General features: G+C 75.8%; 15 protein-coding genes. 8 read left to right on the forward strand and 7 right to left on the reverse strand.

The annotated features are described in order from the left end of the window. Nucleotides 1-3: 3 nt before the first annotated feature. On the reverse strand, nt 4-1,392 hold the full coding sequence (locus tag QSK03_RS22435; protein WP_285656916.1) for a cytochrome ubiquinol oxidase subunit I: 1,389 nt from the start codon (nt 1,390-1,392) through the stop codon (nt 4-6). An 11-nt stretch (nt 1,393-1,403) separates the two neighbouring features. After that, nucleotides 1,404-3,236, reverse strand: coding sequence for a glycoside hydrolase family 15 protein (locus tag QSK03_RS22440; RefSeq protein WP_285656917.1), 1,833 nt, complete (start codon nt 3,234-3,236; stop codon nt 1,404-1,406). 216 nt (nt 3,237-3,452) lie between these two features. Between QSK03_RS22440 and zwf the strand changes: the two genes are divergently transcribed. The 3 genes from zwf to wsfD are packed head-to-tail and all read left to right on the forward strand — an operon-like array spanning nt 3,453 to nt 9,707. Further along, a complete protein-coding gene (gene zwf, locus QSK03_RS22445) occupies nt 3,453-4,823 on the forward strand; it encodes a glucose-6-phosphate dehydrogenase (protein WP_285656918.1) in 1,371 nt (456 codons plus the stop codon). Between the two features lie 6 nt (nt 4,824-4,829). Beyond that, the gene (cydD, locus tag QSK03_RS22450) at nt 4,830-8,180 is read left to right on the forward strand and encodes a thiol reductant ABC exporter subunit CydD (protein ID WP_285656920.1); all 3,351 of its coding nucleotides are present in this window, start codon (nt 4,830-4,832) and stop codon (nt 8,178-8,180) included. Between the two features lie 48 nt (nt 8,181-8,228). Beyond that, nucleotides 8,229-9,707, forward strand: a complete 1,479-nt coding sequence (gene wsfD, locus QSK03_RS22455; protein WP_285656922.1) for a glycan biosynthesis hexose transferase WsfD — start codon at nt 8,229-8,231, stop codon at nt 9,705-9,707. Between the two features lie 1,148 nt (nt 9,708-10,855). On the opposite strand, the gene QSK03_RS22460 is transcribed toward wsfD, so the two are convergent. The 4 genes from QSK03_RS22460 to QSK03_RS22475 all read right to left on the reverse strand — a co-directional run bounded on the left by QSK03_RS22460 (nt 10,856) and on the right by QSK03_RS22475 (nt 14,165). After that, a complete protein-coding gene (locus QSK03_RS22460; RefSeq protein WP_285656924.1) occupies nt 10,856-12,010 on the reverse strand; it encodes a CaiB/BaiF CoA transferase family protein in 1,155 nt (384 codons plus the stop codon). Further along, entirely contained in the window at nt 12,007-12,357 is a 351-nt protein-coding gene (locus QSK03_RS22465) for a hypothetical protein (RefSeq protein ID WP_285656925.1), read from the reverse strand. The genes QSK03_RS22460 and QSK03_RS22465 overlap by 4 nt, the downstream gene beginning before the upstream one ends. A gap of 266 nt (nt 12,358-12,623) precedes the next feature. After that, nucleotides 12,624-12,992 carry a Zn-ribbon domain-containing OB-fold protein gene (locus QSK03_RS22470; protein WP_285656927.1) on the reverse strand — a complete coding sequence of 123 codons (369 nt, stop codon included), beginning with the start codon at nt 12,990-12,992 and terminating at the stop codon, nt 12,624-12,626. A gap of 3 nt (nt 12,993-12,995) precedes the next feature. Then, the gene (locus QSK03_RS22475; RefSeq protein ID WP_285656929.1) at nt 12,996-14,165 is read right to left on the reverse strand and encodes a thiolase family protein; all 1,170 of its coding nucleotides are present in this window, start codon (nt 14,163-14,165) and stop codon (nt 12,996-12,998) included. Nucleotides 14,166-14,221: 56 nt separating this feature from the next. Here QSK03_RS22475 and QSK03_RS22480 point away from each other — a divergent pair, with 56 nt between their 5' ends. After that, nucleotides 14,222-14,830: a TetR/AcrR family transcriptional regulator gene (locus QSK03_RS22480; protein WP_285656931.1), complete on the forward strand. Its 609-nt coding sequence runs from the start codon at nt 14,222-14,224 to the stop codon at nt 14,828-14,830. A gap of 6 nt (nt 14,831-14,836) precedes the next feature. On the opposite strand, the gene QSK03_RS22485 is transcribed toward QSK03_RS22480, so the two are convergent. Continuing rightward, a complete protein-coding gene (locus tag QSK03_RS22485) occupies nt 14,837-15,844 on the reverse strand; it encodes an adenosine deaminase (protein ID WP_285656933.1) in 1,008 nt (335 codons plus the stop codon). Nucleotides 15,845-16,140: 296 nt separating this feature from the next. Here QSK03_RS22485 and QSK03_RS22490 point away from each other — a divergent pair, with 296 nt between their 5' ends. The 4 genes from QSK03_RS22490 (at nt 16,141) to QSK03_RS22505 (ending at nt 18,506) form a co-directional block, all read left to right on the forward strand. Beyond that, nucleotides 16,141-16,302: a hypothetical protein gene (locus QSK03_RS22490; protein ID WP_285656934.1), complete on the forward strand. Its 162-nt coding sequence runs from the start codon at nt 16,141-16,143 to the stop codon at nt 16,300-16,302. Then, nucleotides 16,299-17,633, forward strand: coding sequence for a PP2C family protein-serine/threonine phosphatase (locus QSK03_RS22495; protein WP_285656935.1), 1,335 nt, complete (start codon nt 16,299-16,301; stop codon nt 17,631-17,633). The genes QSK03_RS22490 and QSK03_RS22495 overlap by 4 nt, the downstream gene beginning before the upstream one ends. Nucleotides 17,634-17,673: 40 nt before the next feature. Continuing rightward, on the forward strand, nt 17,674-17,988 hold the full coding sequence (locus QSK03_RS22500) for a hypothetical protein (RefSeq protein WP_285656936.1): 315 nt from the start codon (nt 17,674-17,676) through the stop codon (nt 17,986-17,988). A 77-nt stretch (nt 17,989-18,065) separates the two neighbouring features. After that, entirely contained in the window at nt 18,066-18,506 is a 441-nt protein-coding gene (locus QSK03_RS22505) for an SRPBCC domain-containing protein (RefSeq protein ID WP_285656938.1), read from the forward strand. Nucleotides 18,507-18,508: the final 2 nt, after the last annotated feature.

Consider the following 18,508-nt stretch of genomic DNA (forward strand, 5'->3'; position numbering starts at 1 on the left):
CTCTCAGTAGCTCGGCGCGGGCACCGGGGCGTCCGCGGCGTCGTCGGGAACGTCGACCGCCGGCGGGGGGCGGCGCGCGTGGCGGAACATCAGGGTCCAGGCGACCACCGCCAGCAGGCCGTAGAGCAGGACGAAGACCGCTAGACTGGTGATCACGGCCCCGGCACCGACCGAGGGCGACGCGGCGTCCCGGGTGAGCTGCAGGCCCTGGACGATCCAGGGCTGGCGCCCGTTCTCGGTGAGCATCCAGCCGGCCGTGTTGATGACGAACGGCAGCGGCAGCGCCCAGATCGCGGCGCGCAGGAACCACGGCGAGCTCGCGAGGCGCCGGCGCCGCCACAGCCCCCACACGGCGAGCAGGGCGACGAGACCGGCGAGGTAGGCCATGACCCGCATCGACCAGTACTGGACGAAGACGTTCGGGATGTAGTCGCCGGGGCCGTACTGCGCCTGGTACTGCGCCTGGAGATCGTTGAGCCCGACCACCTTCCCGTCCCAGGAGTTGGTGGCGAGCACCGAGAGCAGGTGCGGCACCTGGATGAGCTTGGTGGGGTCCTTGTCGGCGGTGCCGCCCCCGACCTGGAACAGCGAGAACGAGCACGGCTGACAGGTGGTCCACTGGGCCTCGGCCGCGGCGATCTTCACCGGCTGGAACTCGCCCTCGGTCACCCCGAGCTCGCTGCCGACGAGCAGGTTGAGCACCACCGCGGGGGCGAGGACGAGCAGCGCGACCCGGGCCGACCGGGCGAAGACCTCCGGGCTCGACGCGCGGCGCAGGTGCCACGCCGACACGGCGAGCACGACCACGGCGGCGGTCACCAGGGCGGCCAGCAGGACGTGCAGGAAGCTGCGCAGGAACACGGGCGAGGTCAGCACGGCGCCGATGTCGGTGAGCCGCGCCCGCCCGGTCCCGGCGTCGATCACGTAGCCGACCGGGTACTGCATCCAGGAGTTGGCGGCCATGATGAACGCGGCCGAGAGCGTGCTCCCCACCGCGACGGCCCAGATCGTCGCGAGGTGCACCCGCCGCGAGAGCCGGTCCCAGCCGAACCACCACAGGCCGAGGAACGTGGACTCGAGGAAGAAGGCGGCCAGGCCCTCCATCGCGAGCGGGGCGCCGAACACGTCGCCGACGAACCGCGCGTAGCCCGACCACGTCATCCCGAACTGGAACTCCTGGACGAGCCCGGTCACGACGCCGACGGCGATGTTGATGACGAGCAGGGTGCCGAAGAACTTCGTGAGCCGGAGGTCGTCGTCGCGGTCGCCGCGGTGCCAGCGCGTCTGGAAGATCGCCGTGATCAGCGCCAGGCCGATCGTCAGCGGCACGAACAGGAAGTGGTAGATCGACGTGCTCGCGAACTGGAGGCGGGCGAGCTCGACGGAGGACACCGCGTCCCCGCTCAGCGGCCGGCGGCGCAGTCGAGCGCCTCGTCCAGCGAGATCGCCGCGTCGATGAGGGACAGGTGGGTGAACGCCTGCGGGAAGTTGCCGATCTGCTCGCCGGTCAGGGCGATCTCCTCGGAGAACAGCCCGACGTGGTTGGCGTAGGTGAGCATCTTCTCGAAGGCGAGCCGCGCCTCCTCGACCCGGTGCGCGCCCGCCATCGCGTCGACGTAGAGGAACGAGCAGAGCGAGAACGTGCCCTCCCCGCCGCGCAGCCCGTCCGGCGAGGCCCCGGGGTCGTAGCGGTACACGAGGCTGTCGGTGACGAGCTCGCGGTCCATCGCGTCGAGCGTCGCGATCCACAGCGGATCGGTGGGGCTCACGAAGCCGACCTTGGCCATCCGCAGCAGCGACGCGTCCAGGACGTCCTCGCCGTAGTGCTGGACGAACGCCTGCCGCCGCTCGCTCCAGCCCTTCGCCATGATCTGTCGGTAGACGGCGTCGCGGGCGCGCGTCCAGGTCTCCACCGACGCGGGACGGCCGAGGTCGGCGGCCAGGCGCAGGCCGCGGTCGAACGCGACCCACGTCATGAGGCGGCCGTAGGTGAAGTCCTGCCGCCCGCCGCGGGTCTCCCAGATGCCCTCCTCGGGCTGGTCCCAGTGCTCGGCGAGCCAGTCGAGCACCCCGACGATCGCGGTCCAGCCGCGGTGGGCGATCCCGAGCCCGCACCGGTCGCCGACGTAGACGGCGTCGAGCGCCTCCCCGTAGATGTCGAGCTGGAGCTGCTCGGCGGCGCCGTTGCCGATGCGGACCGGCTGCGAGCCGCGGTAGCCCGACCAGTGCTCCAGCGACTCCTCCTTGAGGTCGGAGCTCCCGTCGACGCGGTACATGATGTTGACGGGGTCGTCGTCGCCGCCGGCACGCTCGACCAGCCGGTCGAGCATCCAGCGGCCGAACGCCGCCGCCTCCGTCCGGAAGCCGAGCCGCAGCAGCGCCTGGACGGAGAACGAAGCGTCGCGCACCCACGTGTAGCGATAGTCCCAGTTCCGCTCGCCGCCGACCTGCTCGGGCAGGGCCGAGGTGGGGGCGGCGACCAGGCCGCCGCTGGGCGCGTAGGTCATCAGCTTCAACGTGATCGCCGAACGCTGGACGATCTCGGTCCAGCGCCCCCGGTAGGTGCACCGCGCGAGCCACGACCGCCAGAACGACACGGTCTCGTCGAACAGCCCCTCGAACTCGGCCACCCGGTACTCGCGGGGCGACCCCGCCGCGCCCGCCTCCAGGACCACGCCGCGCACGTCGCCGGCCGCGAGCTCGACCCGCGCCCGCACGTCCCCGTCCTCGACGGCGATGCGGGCCACGCGGGGGTCGTCGGGCTCGCGGACCGCGTGCAGGGTCAGCGTGAGCGCGTCGGTGGTGAACACCGCGCCGTGCTCGGTGACCTCGGTGCGGTGCGGGCTGCGGCCGTAGTCGAACCGCGGCGCGATGTCGACCTCGAGGGTGATCCGGCCGCGCACGCAGCGCAGCATTCGTACGAGCCGGTGGCTCGCGGTGGCCTGCGTGCCGGCCGGCGGCATGAAGTCGACGACCTCGCCGACGCCGTCCGCGGTGATGAACCGCGTGATGAGGACCGCCGTGTCCGGGTGGTACATCTGCCGGGTCCCGTAGTCCACGCCGGCGGGGCGGACGCGGAAGTGCCCGCCGCGCGCGTCGTCGAGCAGCGCGCCGAAGACGCTGGGCGAGTCGAAGCGGGGGCAGCAGAACCAGTCGACCGACCCGTCCGTGCTCACCAGCGCCGCGGTCTGGAGATCCCCGATCAGGCCGTGCTCGGCGATGGCGGTCTCGGTCATGGCGTCTCCTCGGGTGCGGGCTCCGGGACTCCTGGCGGCACCCTGCGCCGCGGCGGGGCGCCCGGCCTCACCCGCAGAGGACGACATGGGTCCGCGCCGCCGGACTCGCCGTGCGCCCGTCTCCCCCGCACCGGGCGGGTCCCGCGGGCCGGGCAGACGCGTGCCTCACCACGCGCGGGTGACGCGCGCGCGCCGGTCCGCGCCCACGCTGCCGGGATGAGCGATCGGGTGGACGCGCTGGTGATCTTCGGCGCGACGGGTGACCTGGCGAAGCTGGAGACCTTCCCGGCCCTCGTCGGGCTCGTCGAGCGCGGGGTGCTCGACGTCCCCGTGGTCGGCGTCGCCAAGAGCGGCTGGGGCCTGGAGCAGTTCCGGGAGTACGCGGCGGCGTCCCTGCGCGCGAACGGCCTCGACCCCGACGCGCCCGCGGCCCGCACGCTGCTCGGCCTGCTGCGCTACGTCGACGGCGACCTCGACGACGACGCGACCTACGCGGCGATGTCGACGGCGATGGGCGACGCGGCCACGGCCCTGTACTACCTCGAGGTCCCCCCGCCGCTGTTCGGCCGGATCGCCGCCGGCATCTCGGGCGCCGGGCGCGCCGACGGCGCGCGGGTCATGGTGGAGAAGCCGTTCGGGACCGATGGCGGGAGCGCCCGGGCGCTGCACGCGACCCTGTGCCGGTACTTCCCCGAGGACGCGATCTACCGCGTCGACCACTGGCTGGGCCTCGACCCCCTCAACGAGGTCCTCGTGGCCCGGTTCGCGAACTCGATCATCGAGCCGCTGCTGAACCGCGACCACGTCGAGAGCATCCAGATCACGATGGCGGAGGCGTTCGACGTCGCCGACCGCGGCCGCTTCTACGACCGCACCGGCGCGATCCGCGACGTCCTGCAGAACCACATGCTGCAGGTCCTCGCGAGCGTCACCGCCGATCCGCCGGACGGCTCGGGCCTGGACTCGTGGCTCGACGCGAAGGCCCGCGTGATCTCCTCCATCCGGCCGCTGACCGCCGACGACGTCGTGCGCGGCCAGTACGAGGGCTACCTCGACGTCGACGGCGTCGCCGCCGGGTCGCAGGCCGAGACCTACGTGGCCGTCCGCCTCGGCATCGACTCCTGGCGCTGGGCCGGGGTCCCGGTCGTCATCCGGGCCGGCAAGACGCTGCCGGTCACCGCCACCGAGGTCAGCATCCGCTTCCGGTCGGTGCCGCTGGACGTGTTCGGCCGCGGCGCGCGCGCCACGAACGCCCTGCGCTTCCGGATCTGGCCCGACGCCCAGATGCGGCTCGCGCTGGCCGGGAAGAAGCCGGGGGTGGGCGCGGAGCCGCAGACCCAGGAGCTGGTGTTCTCGCAGGGGACGACCTCGGACATGCGGCCCTACGACCGGCTCATCGGCAACGCGCTCGACGGCAACCGCGTGCTCTTCGCCCGCCAGGACACCGTCGAGGCGGCGTGGCGCATCGTCGACCCCGTGCTCGACGAGGCCGTGCCCGTGCACCCCTACGCCCGGGGCACCTGGGGCCCGAAGGAGGCCGACGCGCTGCTGCCCGCCGGCGACACCTGGCACGACCCGCAGGGCTGACCGGGCATGCGGCCGCTGGACCCCCGACTGCTGCGCCGGGTCCGCCCCGCCCGCACCTTCGTGGTGCTCACCGCCGCGGCGGGCGTGGCCGCGGCCGGGCTCCTCGTCGCCCAGGCCGACCTGATCTCCCGCGTGATCGCCGGCGCGTTCCTCGGCGGCGCCGGGCTCGCCGTGCTCGCGCCGCTGGTCGCCGGCCTCGTGGTCGTCGTGGCCGGCCGGGCCCTGCTGGCCTGGGCCGTCGAGGCGGCCGGGGTGCGGGCGAGCGCCCGGGTGACCACCCAGCTGCGGGCCGACCTCGTCGACCACGTCCTGCGCCTCGGCCCGCGCGACCCGCGGCTGCGGTCCACCGGGGAGCTCGGGACGCTCGCCACCCGCGGGGTCGACGCCCTCGACGGCTACCTGCGGCGCTACCTGCCCACCCTGCTGCTCGCGACCACAGTGCCGCTGCTGGTCGGCGTGCGCGTCCTCGTCGCGGACTGGATCGCGGCCGCGATCATCGCGGTGACGGTGCCGCTGATCCCCCTGTTCATGGTGCTCGTCGGCCTGCGCACGCGCGCCGACACCCGGCGGCGCTGGCGGGCCCTCGCCGTGCTGGGCCACCACTTCCTCGACCTGGTCGCGGGCCTCGACGTCCTCGTCGCCTTCGGGCGGGCGGGCGCCCAGACCGGCCGTCTGCGCCGCGTCGCCGACGAGTACCGCCGCACGACGATGCGCACGCTGCGGGTCGCGTTCCTCTCCGCGCTCGTGCTGGAGGTGCTGGCGTCCCTCTCGGTCGCCCTGGTCGCGGTCGCGGTGGGCCTGCGCCTGGTGGAGGGGCGGCTGGACCTCGCGACCGGCCTGCTCGTCATCATCCTGGCGCCCGAGGTGTACCTCCCGCTGCGCGCGGTCGGCGCCCGCTTCCACGAGGCCGTCGAGGGCCTGGCCGCGGCCGACGAGGTGTTCGGGGTGCTCGGGACGGCCCCGGCCGGCGCGCCCGGGGACGGACGGGACCCGGCGCCGAACCCCGCCCGGCTCCCGGTGCGGCTCGAGGGCGTCGACGTGGCAGGCCGCGGCGGGCCGGTGCTGCGGCAGCGCCACCTCGTCGTCCGCCCCGGGGAGACACTCGGCCTCACCGGACCCAGCGGCGTCGGCAAGTCCACGGTGCTCGACCTGGTGCTCGGGCTGCGACACCCCGACCGCGGGCGCGTCACGGTCGGCGGGGTGGACCTCGCCGGCGTCGACCCCGACGCGTGGCGGGCACGGGTGGCGTGGGTGCCCCAGCGCCCGGTGCTGCTCGCGGGCACCGTCGCCGAGAACATCCGCCTCGGGTCCCCCGCGGCCGGCGACGCCGCGGTGCGCCGCGCGGCCCGGGCCGCCCGGGTCGACGTCGCGCTCGACACCGCGGTCGGCGAGGGCGGCGCGGGGCTGTCGACGGGGCAGCAGCGCCGGGTGGCGCTGGCGCGCGCCCTGCTGCTCGACCGCCCGCTGCTCGTGCTCGACGAACCGACCGAAGGGGTCGACGCCGCCACCGAGGCCGCCGTGCTGCGCGCCCTGCCCGCCGCGCTGCGCGGGCGCAGCGCGATCGTCGTCAGCCACCGCCCGGCCGTGCTCGCGGTGTGCGACCGGGTCGTGGAGCTCACGCCGACCCCGGGCGGTTCCGGTCGGGGGCGCCCTGCGCCCGTCCACCCGAGCGACGGTGCCCCTCGCTCGGAACGGGGCGGGCAGGCCGTGGGGACGCGGGGCTCGGGACGGTCCCGGCTCGCCCCCGCCGTCCGCCCCCGCCTGCCCCGCCTCGCGCTCGCCGTCGCCCTCGGTGCCGGGGCCCTCGCCTGCGCGGTCGCGCTGACCGCCGCCTCCGCCTGGCTGATCTCCGCCGCCGCGCTGCGCCCCCCGGTGCTCACGCTCATGGTCGCGATCGCCGGCGTCCGCGCCTTCGGGCTGGGCAAGGGCGTGCTGCGCTACCTCGAACGCCTCGCCTCCCACGACGTCGCGCTGCGCCTCGCCGCCGATCTGCGGGTGCGGGTGTGGACCGCGCTGGTGCGCCAGGGGCCCGCCGCGAGCGCCCGGCAGCGCCGCGGGGATCTCCTCGCGCGGCTCACCGCCGACGTGGAGGCCCAGCAGGACGTGGTGGTCCGGGCCGTGGTGCCGGCCGCGAGCGCGCTGCTGGTGGGGCTCGGGCTGGTCGCGCTCTTCGCCGCGATCCTGCCCGCGGCGGCGGTCGCGCTCGCCGTCGGCCTGCTGGTGGCCGGCGTCCTGGCGCCCGCGCTCTCGATGCTGGCGGGCCGCCGCGCCGCCCGGGCGACCGCCGGCGCCCGGGCGGCGGTCGCGGCGGGCACGCTCGAGCTGCTCGAGGCCGCCGCGGACCTGCTCGTGCTCGGCGCGGCCACCGACCGGCGCGCCCGGTTGCGGCGCCTCGACACCGAGCTCGCCGGGCTCGCGAGCCGCCAGGCCGGTGCCGCGGGCCTGGGTGCTGCGGTCACCGTGCTGGGGATCGGGCTCACCGCGGCGACGTGCGCGGCGCTCGGCGTCGTGGCGCTCGGTGCGGGCGCCGTCGCGCCGACCTCGCTCGCGGTGCTCGCCCTGACCCCGCTCGCCGCCGCCGAGCTCGTCGCGGGCCTGCCCGACGCCGCCGTCCGGTGGGCCGAGGCGCGCCCGGCCGCGCGCCGCCTCGCCGAGCTCGAGCGCCGCCCCGCGCCCGTGACCGACCCGCCGGTGCCGATCCCCGCGCCGGCCGACCCGGGCCTCGCCGTCGCGGACCTCGGGGTGCGCTGGCCGGGCGCCGACCACGATGCCGTCGACGCGGTGTCCTTCACCCTCGGCAGCGCGGACCGGATGGTGCTCGCGGGGCCCTCGGGCGCGGGCAAGAGCACGGTGCTCGCCGCCGTGCTCCGCACCCTGGCTCCCACCCACGGCGCCGTCCGCCTCGACGGCGAGGACATCGCGGGGATGGCCGGTGACGACGTCCGCGAGCGTTTCGGGTGGTCCGGGCCGGGCGCGCACCTGTTCGACAGCACCCTGCGGGAGAACCTGCGGCTCGCGCGGCCGGAGGCCACGGACGACGACCTCGTCGACGCGCTGCGCCGGGCCCGTCTCGGCGCGTGGTTCGCCGGGCTGCCCGACGGGCTCGACACCGCGCTGGGCGAGCACGGCGGGCCCGTGTCCGGCGGCGAACGCCAGCGGCTGGCTGTCGCGCGGGTGCTGATCGCCGACCGCCCGGTGCTCGCGCTCGACGAGCCGACCGCGCACCTCGACGCGGCCACGTCCGGCGCGCTCGCCCGGGAGATCGACGACCTCAGCCGGGGCCGCACCGCGATCGTCGTGACCCACCGGCCCGACGAGTTCCCCGCGCTGCCGGTGGTGCGCCTGCCCGGGCGGTGAGCCGGGTCGGGTGCGCCGCCGCGACGCCACCCCGGCACGATGTGCCCGGTGGCGACGGGTGCGGGGACGCGGGAGCGCCGGGTCCGCCGCACCGTGGCCCTGGCGTCCGGCGTCGTGGCGGCCTCGGTCGTCGTCCTCGTGCTCGGGCTCGCCTCGGGCCGCGCGTTCGGGGTGGAGGACAACGGCGACGGCTTCCGGCTGTACTGCGGCGTCGGGCTGATCCCGCGGACCGTCGACCGTCTCGCGGCCTGGAAGGGCGGCGTCGTCACCGACTTCGCGGTGGGCGCCCCGCTCTGCGGCGCGTCGACACCGTCGTCGGGCTGGCTGCTGCTCCAGGCGGCCGCCGCGGGGCACGAGGGCGCGTTCACGCTGACGACCCTCGGCTGGTGGTACGCGGTGCTCGTCGGCGTGGTCGTCGCCGTCGCCGCCTGGGCGGCCGCGGCGGGCGGGTCGTGGCGCGCGGCGGTGCTGCTGGTCCCGGTCGCCCCGCTCGCCCTCGCGCCGTTCACGCGGTTCTTCGTCTCCACCTACGCCGAGCCGGCCGGGCTGCTGGGCGCCCTCGCCCTGGCCTGCGGGGTCGCCGCGCTGATGGTCACCGCGCCGGACGAGCGACGCGCCCGCCACGTGGCACTGGGCCTCGTCGCCGTCGGGGGTGCGGTGGCCGCCACCGCCAAGGTCGCGTACCTGCCGGCGCTCGTCGCGGCGGTCGCGGTGTGCGCGGTGGTGACCGTGGGACGGCGCCGGCCACGGCGTCTGGCCGGGCCCCTCGTCGCGGTCGCGACGGCGCTCGTCGTGGCCGTGCCGATCGGCTACGCGGTCGAGTTCCAGAACGCGGTCTACGAGGGCGCGAACGTCCACGACATCGTCGCCACCCTGGCGCTGACCGAGCTCGGCCCGACGGCGACCACCGAGCTCGGCCTGCCGCCCGAGGCCGCGGCCGTCACCGGCAATGGCTTCTTCAACGGACCCCCGCACCCGACCGCGGACTGGTGGTTCCGCGCCGTCCGCGACGAGCCCGACGCCACCCGCCTCGCCGCCTACGGCGCGCTGGTGCGCCACCCGGAGGCGCTGCTGCGGGCCGTGGGTGTCGGGCTGCAGGCCACCGCGGGCGCCGACCTGCCCTACCTGGCGTCCGGGCCGGCCGACACGGCGCGGCCCTCGCCGCCCGGCGGCGACCCCGGCTGGTCGGGGGCCCGGCAGCCGGACCTGCGCGCCGTCCTCGACAGCACCCCGGGACCGGCGTGGTTCCCGTCCGCGCTCACGCTGCTCGTCCTCGCCGCGGCGGCGAGCACGGTCGCGTGGCGGCGCCGCGCACCTGCCGCCGCCCGGTGGTGCGCGGCCGCGGGCCTCGCGGCCGTCACCGCGGTCGGCCTCGTGCTGGCGGCCGTGCTCGGCGACGGCTACTTCGAGGTCTTCAAGCACGTCTGGCTCGCGGCCTACCTGCTGGTCGTCACCGCGCTCTGCCTCGTCGCGGCGCTCGGCGCCGGGGTCGGACGCCTCGTCGGGCAGGCCCGGGCCGCCCGGTGAGGACCTCGTGGCTCCCGGCCGCCGCGCTGGCCGCGCTGCTCGCGGCGGTGTCGTGGCACACCGCGTGGAACCTCGGCGGGGTGTCGGTGGCCGTGGGCTACGCGGTCGCCGTCGCCGCGATGCTGCTCGGGCTCGCGCCCCGGGTGGCCGAGGCGCTGCACCGCGCGCCCCCGCCGGTCCTGCCGCTGCTGGCCGCCGGGTGCGTCGTGGTCCTCCTCGCGGTGTACCTGCTCGGCGTCCCCGGCCCGCTCGGCGGCGCGCTGGGCGCCGGCAGCGACCGCGCGGACGCGCTCGACGTCGCGATCGGGCAGCTGGCGGACGGCCGCTACCCGTACACGGCGACGACCTACCTCGGGAACCCGATCACGCCGCTGCCCGGCGCCCTGCTGCTCGCCGCCCCGTTCTGGTGGGTCACGGGCGACGCGGGATGGCAGAACCTCGCGTGGCTGGTGGTGCTGCTCGTGGTCCTGTCCGGAGGCCGGCGGCTGCGTGCCGCACCGACGGTGCTGTGGGCGCTGACCGTTCTCGGCGGGCTCGAGGTGATCCGAGAGTTCGTGATCGGCGACGACCTGGTCTCCAGCGCGGTCCCGGCGGTGGCGGCGGCCGCGATCACCCTCGGGGCCGCGCGGCGCCGATCCCCGTGGCCGCTCGTCGCCGCCGCGCTCCTGCTAGGGGTGGCGACGTGCACACGGCCGCACATGATCCTCGTGGTGGTGATCGTGGTCGCGGCCGTCGGGGTGTCGGCGGGGGCGCGGCGGGCGGCGGTCGCGGGCGGGTGCGCGCTGCTGGTGTGGGTCGCCCTGGTCGCGCCGTTCCTGCTGGGCGGTGTCGCCCGCTTCTCGCCGCTGCACACCGTCGCGAAGGTGACCGGCGACCGGGCGATGACGCTCGGCTTCGTCGTGATCGCGCTGGGCGTGACGGCGCTGCTGCTCGTCGCCCTGCACCTCGTCCGGCCCTCCTCCGTCGCGGAGGTCGGGTGGGCCTGCGCCGCGGTGCTCTTCGCGCCGACGGTGCTCTCGCTCGTCCGCCGTGTCGTCGAGGGGCCCGCGACCGACCTGGACCTGACCCTGGGCGCAGCGGCCGTGCCGTTCGCGGTGTGGGCGGTGGCCTCGGCGCCGCCGGCGGTGTCCCCGGGCCCGCGCCGCGGCTCACCCGTCGTCGCGGCCGAACTCGGCGCGGACGGCCCCAGTGTGCTCGCCGAGCGCCGGGACGGGCCCGCCGGCGACGGGCCATCCCCGGCCCAGCGCCGGCGGGACCAGCGCGTGCACGGGTCCGACCGGTGACCCGACCTCCCGCCACCGCCCGCGCTCGCTCAGCTGCCGGTGCGCGGCGAGGTGCCGGACGCCGTTGAGGCGGGCGTTGCCGATCCCCGCGGCGTCCGCCAGCCGCTGGATCTCCGCCAGGTCGAGGCGTTCGCACCACGCGGACAGGACGGCGTCGAGCTCGGCGCGTCGCGCGACCCGGTCGGCGTTGCGGGCGAAGCGAGGGTCGGCGGCGAGGTCGGGACGCCCGAGCATGTCGTGCGCGAGACGCTGCCACTCGCGGTCGCTCGAGGTGCCGAGCACCACGGTGTGGCCGTCGGCGGTGGCGTAGGCGTCGTACGGGGCGACCATCGGCGACCCCATGCCGACGGGCTCGGGCTCCGCACCGCCGTAGAGGACCTGGTTCAGGGCGAACCCCATGGTCTCGGCGACGACGTCGAGCATCGCGATGGGCACGACGGTCCCCCGCCCGGTCCGCCGGCGGTCGTAGAGGGCAGCGAGGACCGCCGAGTAGGCGTAGAGCGCCGTGGCGATGTCCGCGACGGGGATGCCGGACTTCGCCGGCGCCCCGGGGCGCCCGGTCAGGGCGCACGACCCTCCCTCGGCCTGGACGAGCAGGTCGTAGGCGCGCTTGTGGTCGATCGGGCCGCCGACCCCGTAGCCCGAGATGTCCACGACCACCAGGCGCGGCAGCCGGTCGGCCAGGGCGTCCGGCTCCAGCCCGAGGCGCCCGAGGGCGCCCGGGGCGAGGTTGCTGACCAGCACGTCGGCGCGCTCGAGCAGCGCGTCGAACACGGCGCGGTCGGCCGGGTCGGTCAGGTCGAGCGCGGCGGACTCCTTGCCGTGGTTGAGCCACACGAAGTGCGCGGCCAGCCCGTGCACCGCCTCGTCGTAGTGCCGGGAGGTGTCGCCGATCGCCGGGTTCTCGACCTTGACCACGCGCGCCCCGAGATCGGCGAGGTGGCGCGCCGCCAGCGGCGCGGAGATCGCCTGGCCGAGCTCGACGACCAGCACGTCCGCCAGCGGGCCCTGCGCGGTCACGACGACGGCGCCCCGGCCCGCACGAGGGTCGCGAGGGCCGCGATCCACTCCTCGCAGCCGCGCGCCATGTCCCGGGTGATCTCGCCGGCGCCCCGCAGCTCGGCGAGCGCGCCGACGACCTGCCCGACGAAGAACGACTGCAGCGCCCCGGCGCCCTCGTGGCCCCGTTCGGCGGCGGCGTCGATGCTCGTGAACGCCCGCTGGGTCAGCAGCGGCTGCAGCGGCATCGGCAGCGGAGCGGGCGCACCGTCGACCTCCCAGGCGTCGTGCCACGCGGTGCGCAGCTGCCGGGCGGGCTTGCCGATGCCGGCGCTCCCCGACCAGGGACGCCACCGCCATCCCGGCACCCTGCGCGCGCTCCACCAGGTGCGGCGGCGGGGCGCCGAGGGCGTTCGCGACCAGCGTCGGACGGTGGGAGAACACGACGTCGAGCTGGGCCTCTGCTCCGGCGCGGCTCATGCCGGCGACGACCTCGTCCCCGCGGCCCTCGGGTGCTCGACGCCGAGCGGGTCGGTCAGCTTGGTCTGGATCACAGCACGCCCCTGGTGGTGGAGGTCTCCCGACGCATGCGAGCGTATTCCTGACGGCAAGCGTCCGGAAGTGGGAGGCGTCCTCAGACCGGCGTGAACGCCGGGATCGGCTCCGAGCCCGCACCGGGGACGACGGGGGTGACGCGGACGCGCAGGCCCGCTCGGACGTCGTCGGCGTCGACGCCGACGAGCTGCGTGCGCAGCCACGGGCCCTCGTCGAGCTCGACGATGCCGACGAGCACCGGGTCGGCGTCGCGGGCGTGCACGACCGCCCACGACGCGACCGTCCCCTCGCCGTCCGCCTCGGCCCACGTGAAGGCGGGGTCGCTCGCGGCAGGCCCGTGGAGGGTTCCCGACGCCGGGTCCCGGCGCAGCAGCAGGCGGCCGTCGGCGAGCGCGTCGAAGAAGGCCGCGGAGCGGTCGTCGCGGGACAGGGCGAACGGGAAGCTCATCGGTCAGCTCCTCGGGTGCGGGCTCAGCACGAGCGTGGCGTGGTGGTCGAGGACGCCGCCGTTGCCGGAGACGAGGAGGAGGTCGTGCCGGTCGACCTGGCGCTCGCCGGCCTCGCCCCGGGCCTGCAGCACGGCCTCGGACAGGGGCGTCATGCCCCACAGGTAGTAGCCCGACAGCTGGCCCCCGCCGGTGTTGGTCGGCAGGTCGCCGCCCGGGCCCAGCGCGCCGGACTCGGCGAGCGCGCCGCCCTCTCCCTTGGCGCAGAAGCCGTAGTCCTCGAGGGAGACCAGCGTCGTGTACGTGTAGCAGTCGTAGATCTCCCGCACGTCGATGTCGGACGGTCCGACCCCGGCCATCGCGAACGCGCGCCGCCCCGAGGCCGCCGCCCCGGTGACCAGCCCGAACGCCGAGCCGGCGCGCTCGGTGTAGCCGGGGTGGCACTGGCCGAACCCGTGGACGTGCACGGCGGGCCGGGGTCCGCCGCGCGCCCGCTCGCCGCCGGTCACCACGACGGCGATCGCCCCGTTGGACACCAGGCAGCAGTCCAGCAGGTGCAGGGGCTCGACGATCCAGCGCGAGGCCTGGTGGTCGGCGACGGTGATCGCCTCGCGCATCTGGGCGCGGGGGTTGCGCGCGGCCCACGCTCGGGTGCTCACGGCGACGGCGCCGAACTGCTCGGACGTCGTCCCGTAGTGGTCCATGTGCCGGCGGGCCGCGAGCGCGTAGTGCGGTGTCGGGCCGACGAGCCCCGCGGCGGCCGGGATGCCCTCGAGGCCCGGTCGCCGCCGTATGGTCGGGTCGGCGTACGCGGCGCCGGCGCCGCGGTCCTCGCGCAGCGGCGCGTCGGCGAACACGCAGGCGACGACGTCGGCCGCGCCGGCGGCGATCGCCAGCGCCGCGGTCTGCACCATCACCGCCGCGCTCGCCCCGAAGGACTGGACCTGCGCGGCGAGCGCGAGGTCGCCCAGCCCGAGGGCCTTGGCCAGCCGCAGATCGAGGCCACCACCGATCCCCGGGTTGACCAGCAGCCCGTCGACGTCGGCGAGCCCCAGGCCCGCATCGGCGACGGCGGCGGTGACGGCCTCGGCCGCGAAGTCGGCGGCGCTGCGCCCGTAGACCTTCCCCGTCTCGGTCATGCCCAGGCCGGCGATGGCCACGTCGAGCCGCGTCATGCCACCACCCTATTCCGGACTGTTGCCGTCCGTAATCCCGCTGGCAGGATGGGCGGGTGACCCGGGCCGCAGCACGCCGATCGGGGCGGCCCCGCGACCCGCACGTCGACCGCCGGGCGCTCGCCGCGGCCCGCGACGTCTACGCCGAGCGGGGCTGGTCGGGGCTCTCCCTGCAGGAGGTCGCGCGGCGCTCGTCGATCGGGAAGGGCTCGCTCTACCTGCGCTGGCCGACGAAGGCCGCGCTGCTCGTCGCCGCCGTCCGTGATCGCGCCCGCTTCGTCGCCGACATCGACACGGGCGACCTGCGCTCCGACCTGATCACCTTCGGCGAGAGCTGGATGCGCTTCGCGACCACCGCGGAGGGCCGGCTCACCGAGCGGATGATCGCCGACGCGCACCGGGTGCCCGAGATCCGCGCCGCGCTCGCGGACGACGCCTACCCGGACCACGTCCGGGCGACGCGCGCGATGATCCGCCGCGGGATCGCGCGGGGCGAGCTCCCGCCGGCGACGTCGGTCGCGCTGGTGGCCGACCTCGTCGCCGGCGCCGTCCGCAACCACGTCGCGGCGACGCCCGAGCACCTGCTCGAGCGGTCGGCGGAGCACGTGCACGACTACGTCGTCACGATCGTCGACACGGTCCTCGCGGGCATCCGGGCCCGGTAGCCCCGCTCAGCCCGCCCCCCGCCACGCGTCGATCCCGGCGTGGAGCTCGGCGGCGCGCGCCGGGGACACGAACGCCGCGTCGACGCCGTGACGGGCGAGGCGCGCCAGCTCGTCACGGGAGAGCCCGAGCGCCGCCGTGACCGCGCGGTAGTTGTCGTCGAGGTAGCCGCCGAAGTAGGCGGGGTCGTCGGAGTGGATGCTGACCCGCAGGCCCCGGCGCAGCATCTCGGGGAGCGGGTGCGCCCCGAGGTCGTCGACGCAGCGCAGCCGCACGTTGGACAGCGGGCACACCGTCAGCGGCACGGCGTCCCTGACGAGCCGCTCGACGAGCGCCGGGTCCTCGAGGCTGCGGATGCCGTGGTCGATCCGCTCGGCCCCGAGGACGTCCAGCGCCTCCCACACGTACGCCGGCGGCCCCTCCTCCCCGGCGTGCGCGACGCGCCGCAGTCCGGCCTCGGCCGCGAGCGCGAACACCTCGCCGAAGGCGCCGGGCGGGTGGCCGACCTCGGCGCTGTCGAGCCCCACCCCGAGCAGCGGCGCCCCCGCGGCGAGCAGGGCCCGCAGCACGTCGAGGGCCTCGTCGGCGGGGCGGTCGCGCAGGAAGCAGGCGATCAGCCCGGTGGTGATGCCGAGCCCCGGCGCGGTGTCGCCCAGCGCCCCCGCCACGCCGTCGACGACGGCCTCGAGCGCGACGCCGCGGGCGACGTGGGCCTGGGGGTCGACGAACAGCTCGACGTGGCGGACCCCGCCGACGGCCGCGCGCTCCAGGTAGGCCCGGGTCATGGCCGCGAAGTCGTCCGCGGTGCGCAGCACGGCCATGTTCGCGTAGTAGAGCGCGAGGAAGTGCGGGAGATCGTCGAAGGCGTACCGCGCGCGCAGGTCGTCGAGATCGCGGAAGGGCAGCTCCACGTGGTTCCGCCCGGCCAGCTCCATGATCAGCTCCGGCTCGAGCGTGCCCTCGACGTGGACGTGCAGCTCGACGGACGGCGGTGTCCGTCCCGGATCGGTGATCACCGCGGCAGCCTAGGCGTCCGGGCTGTCCGCCCCCGGAACACCGGTGTGCTCGGCGGGGACCGGGGGTATGACCGTGATGTCAGCGTGACCTCCCGGCATCGCGGAGTCACGCTCACGACGGGTCGGGGACCCAGTGGGTGCGGGTGGAGCACCCGAGGAGTGGAGCCGCACGCTCGGGAGGGCTCCAGGGAGCGCTGTCCCCCATGACCAGCTCGAGGAACGCACCGCAACGGCCATCGAGGCCGAAGCTCGTCCGGTCGGCCGCGAGCACTGCCCCGGACGGTTATGTCGTCCTGGTGGGCGACCCGCAGACCGGCGAGACCGACTGCTACGGGCCCTACGCCGACGCCGCGCGTGCCCGCGCCGAGGCCCACCGCCGCCGCCGCGACCTGGACGCCGCCGACCTCGCCGACGTCGTCGTGGCCGTCGCTCCGTGCTCCAGGGACGAGGTCCCGTGAGGGAGGATTCCCTCGTGGTGACCGAGGCGCGCGGGTGGGGCGACGTCCTCACGGCTCTGACCGACCGGTCGCACCTCATCGTCGGGGAGGGCCTGTCGGCGATGGTCGACGAAGCCGTCGCGCCGCTGGGGCTGCGGGCGGAGGTCCTGCTCGTGGACCTGGGCCAGGAGGTGCTGACCTCGGTGCGCGCGGACCCACCGACCCCGATCGCGGTGGAGGGCACGCTCGCCGGACGGGCGTTCCAGCACGGCGAGTTCGTCGCCGGGCTCGGCGACGACGGAGCCCGTGTGCTGTGGGTGCCGATGCTCGACGGCACCGAGCGGGCGGGGGTGGTGCGCCTCGAGCTCGGGCCGGACGTGGTCGACGACCTGGAGTTCCGTCGCCGGTGCTGGACGCTGTCCGGGTGTATGGGCCACATCGCGATCGGCAAGTTGCCCTACAGCGACCGTGTCCGGCGCATCCGGGCACCTCGACCGCTCTCGGTCGCCGCCGAGCTGCTCTGGCACCTGGTCCCGCCCCGGACCTTCGCCACCGACAACGTCGTCGTCACCGCGCTGCTCGAGCCCTACGACCGGGTGGCGGGCGACGCCTACGACTACGTCGTCGACGCGGAGACCGCCTACGTCGCGGTGTTCGACGGCGTCGGGCACGACCTGGCGGCCGGCAGCGCGACCGCCCTGGCCGTCAGCGCGATGCGCAACGCCCGCCGTCGTGGCGTGGACGATCTCGTCGGGCTCGCCACCGAGGCCGACGCTCAGATGCAGGACGCCGGCGTCGGACCGCGATTCGTCACCGCCGTTCTGGCGCGGCTGGATCTCGTGACCGGCGAGCTGCGCTACCTCGTCGCCGGCCACCCGCCCCCGCTCCTGCTGCGGCGCGGGCACATCGTCGAGGCCTTCGGCGCTACTCCCGGATACCCTCTGGGCGTGGCTCGCCAGGACGGCGGGCACCGGACCGACGCCGAGACCGTCGCGGTCGAGTGGCTCGAGCCCGGCGACCGGGTGGTGTTCTACTCCGACGGGATCGTCGAGGCACGCGACGCCGACGGTGCCTTCTTCGGGGAGCGGCGCCTCGCCGATCTCAGTGAGCGAGCCGAGCTCGACGAGGTCTCGGCCCCGGAGACGCTCCGGCGGCTCGCCGCCGCGGTCCTCGCCCACCAGGGCGGGCTGCTCCAGGACGACGCCACCCTGGTGATGGTGGACTGGTCGACCACCGGCCACGAGCGGCTGCTCCCCTCGGTCGCCCGTGACACCCTCGACGGCCCACCCACGCGGAGCCCCGAGCACGTACCCGGACCCGCAGCCGAAGGGTTCCGGGCGCCCTCGCCCTGACACGATCCCGGTCGATCACCCCACCCTCCGGAGGAGCACCGTGTACCTCGAGATCGCCAGTGACGGCGTCGATCTGAAGCAGCCCGAGGTCGTGACCGACCTCTACGCGTCCTACTGGGAGCGCCTCGGGCCGGACACCATCACCCGGGTCCTGGCCGAGAACGACGCGGGCGAGCTCTCCGATGATCGGCAGCACGTGATGATCCCGGTCGCTGCCCTGCGCCGGCTCGCCGCCGGGCGGGTGTCCGAGGGATGGGATGCCGACTTCGACGGCATGCTCACGAAGGCCCGGGAGCGGGGGTGGCTCAACGAGGCCGGTGACGCGGTCCAGGCGCACCTGGAGCGGGAGCGCTGAACAACCCGCAACTCCAGGGTTGCAACGACTCGGCTCGATGTGCAACTATGAAGTTGCAACCAAGCCGAGGAGCCAGCGTGAGCATCGATCGGATCGAGCGGGAGATCGTCATCGCCGCACCGCCGGAGCGGGTGTGGCCGCTCGTGGCCGAGCCCGGGTTCTGGGCGACCGACGACGAGGGCGTGCGCGGCACCCAGGTCACCGAGACCGGTCCGCTGGTCGCCCGCCACTCCGAGCACGGCGAGTTCCCGATGCGGGTCGAGAAGATCGACCCGCCGACCTACCTGGCCTACCGTTGGGTGAGCGCGTTCCCCGGCGAGGACCTGCGGGACGAGAACTCGACCCTCGTGGAGTTCTTCCTGTCCCCGGAGGGCTCGGGCACCCGGCTGCGGGTCGTGGAGAGCGGCTTCGCCTCGCTCGCGACCTCCGAGGACAACCGCGAGAACGTCATCTCCGACCACACCGGCGGCTGGGAGCAGTGCGTCGCCACGCTCGCTCGTCGCGCCGACGCGGCCTGAGC

Source organism: Actinomycetospora sp. NBRC 106375 (assembly GCF_030269665.1).
In the GTDB taxonomy this organism is placed as follows: domain Bacteria; phylum Actinomycetota; class Actinomycetes; order Mycobacteriales; family Pseudonocardiaceae; genus Actinomycetospora.

Excerpts from the sequence above, each read along its gene's own strand:
- QSK03_RS22440 (WP_285656917.1), bottom strand. The coding sequence starts at position 3,236 with ATGACCGAGACCGCCATCGCCGAGCACGGCCTGATCGGGGATCTCCAG.
- zwf (WP_285656918.1), top strand. The coding sequence starts at position 3,453 with ATGAGCGATCGGGTGGACGCGCTGGTGATCTTCGGCGCGACGGGTGAC.
- cydD (WP_285656920.1), top strand. The coding sequence starts at position 4,830 with ATGCGGCCGCTGGACCCCCGACTGCTGCGCCGGGTCCGCCCCGCCCGC.
- QSK03_RS22470 (WP_285656927.1), bottom strand. The coding sequence starts at position 12,992 with ATGAGCTTCCCGTTCGCCCTGTCCCGCGACGACCGCTCCGCGGCCTTC.
- QSK03_RS22475 (WP_285656929.1), bottom strand. The coding sequence starts at position 14,165 with ATGACGCGGCTCGACGTGGCCATCGCCGGCCTGGGCATGACCGAGACG.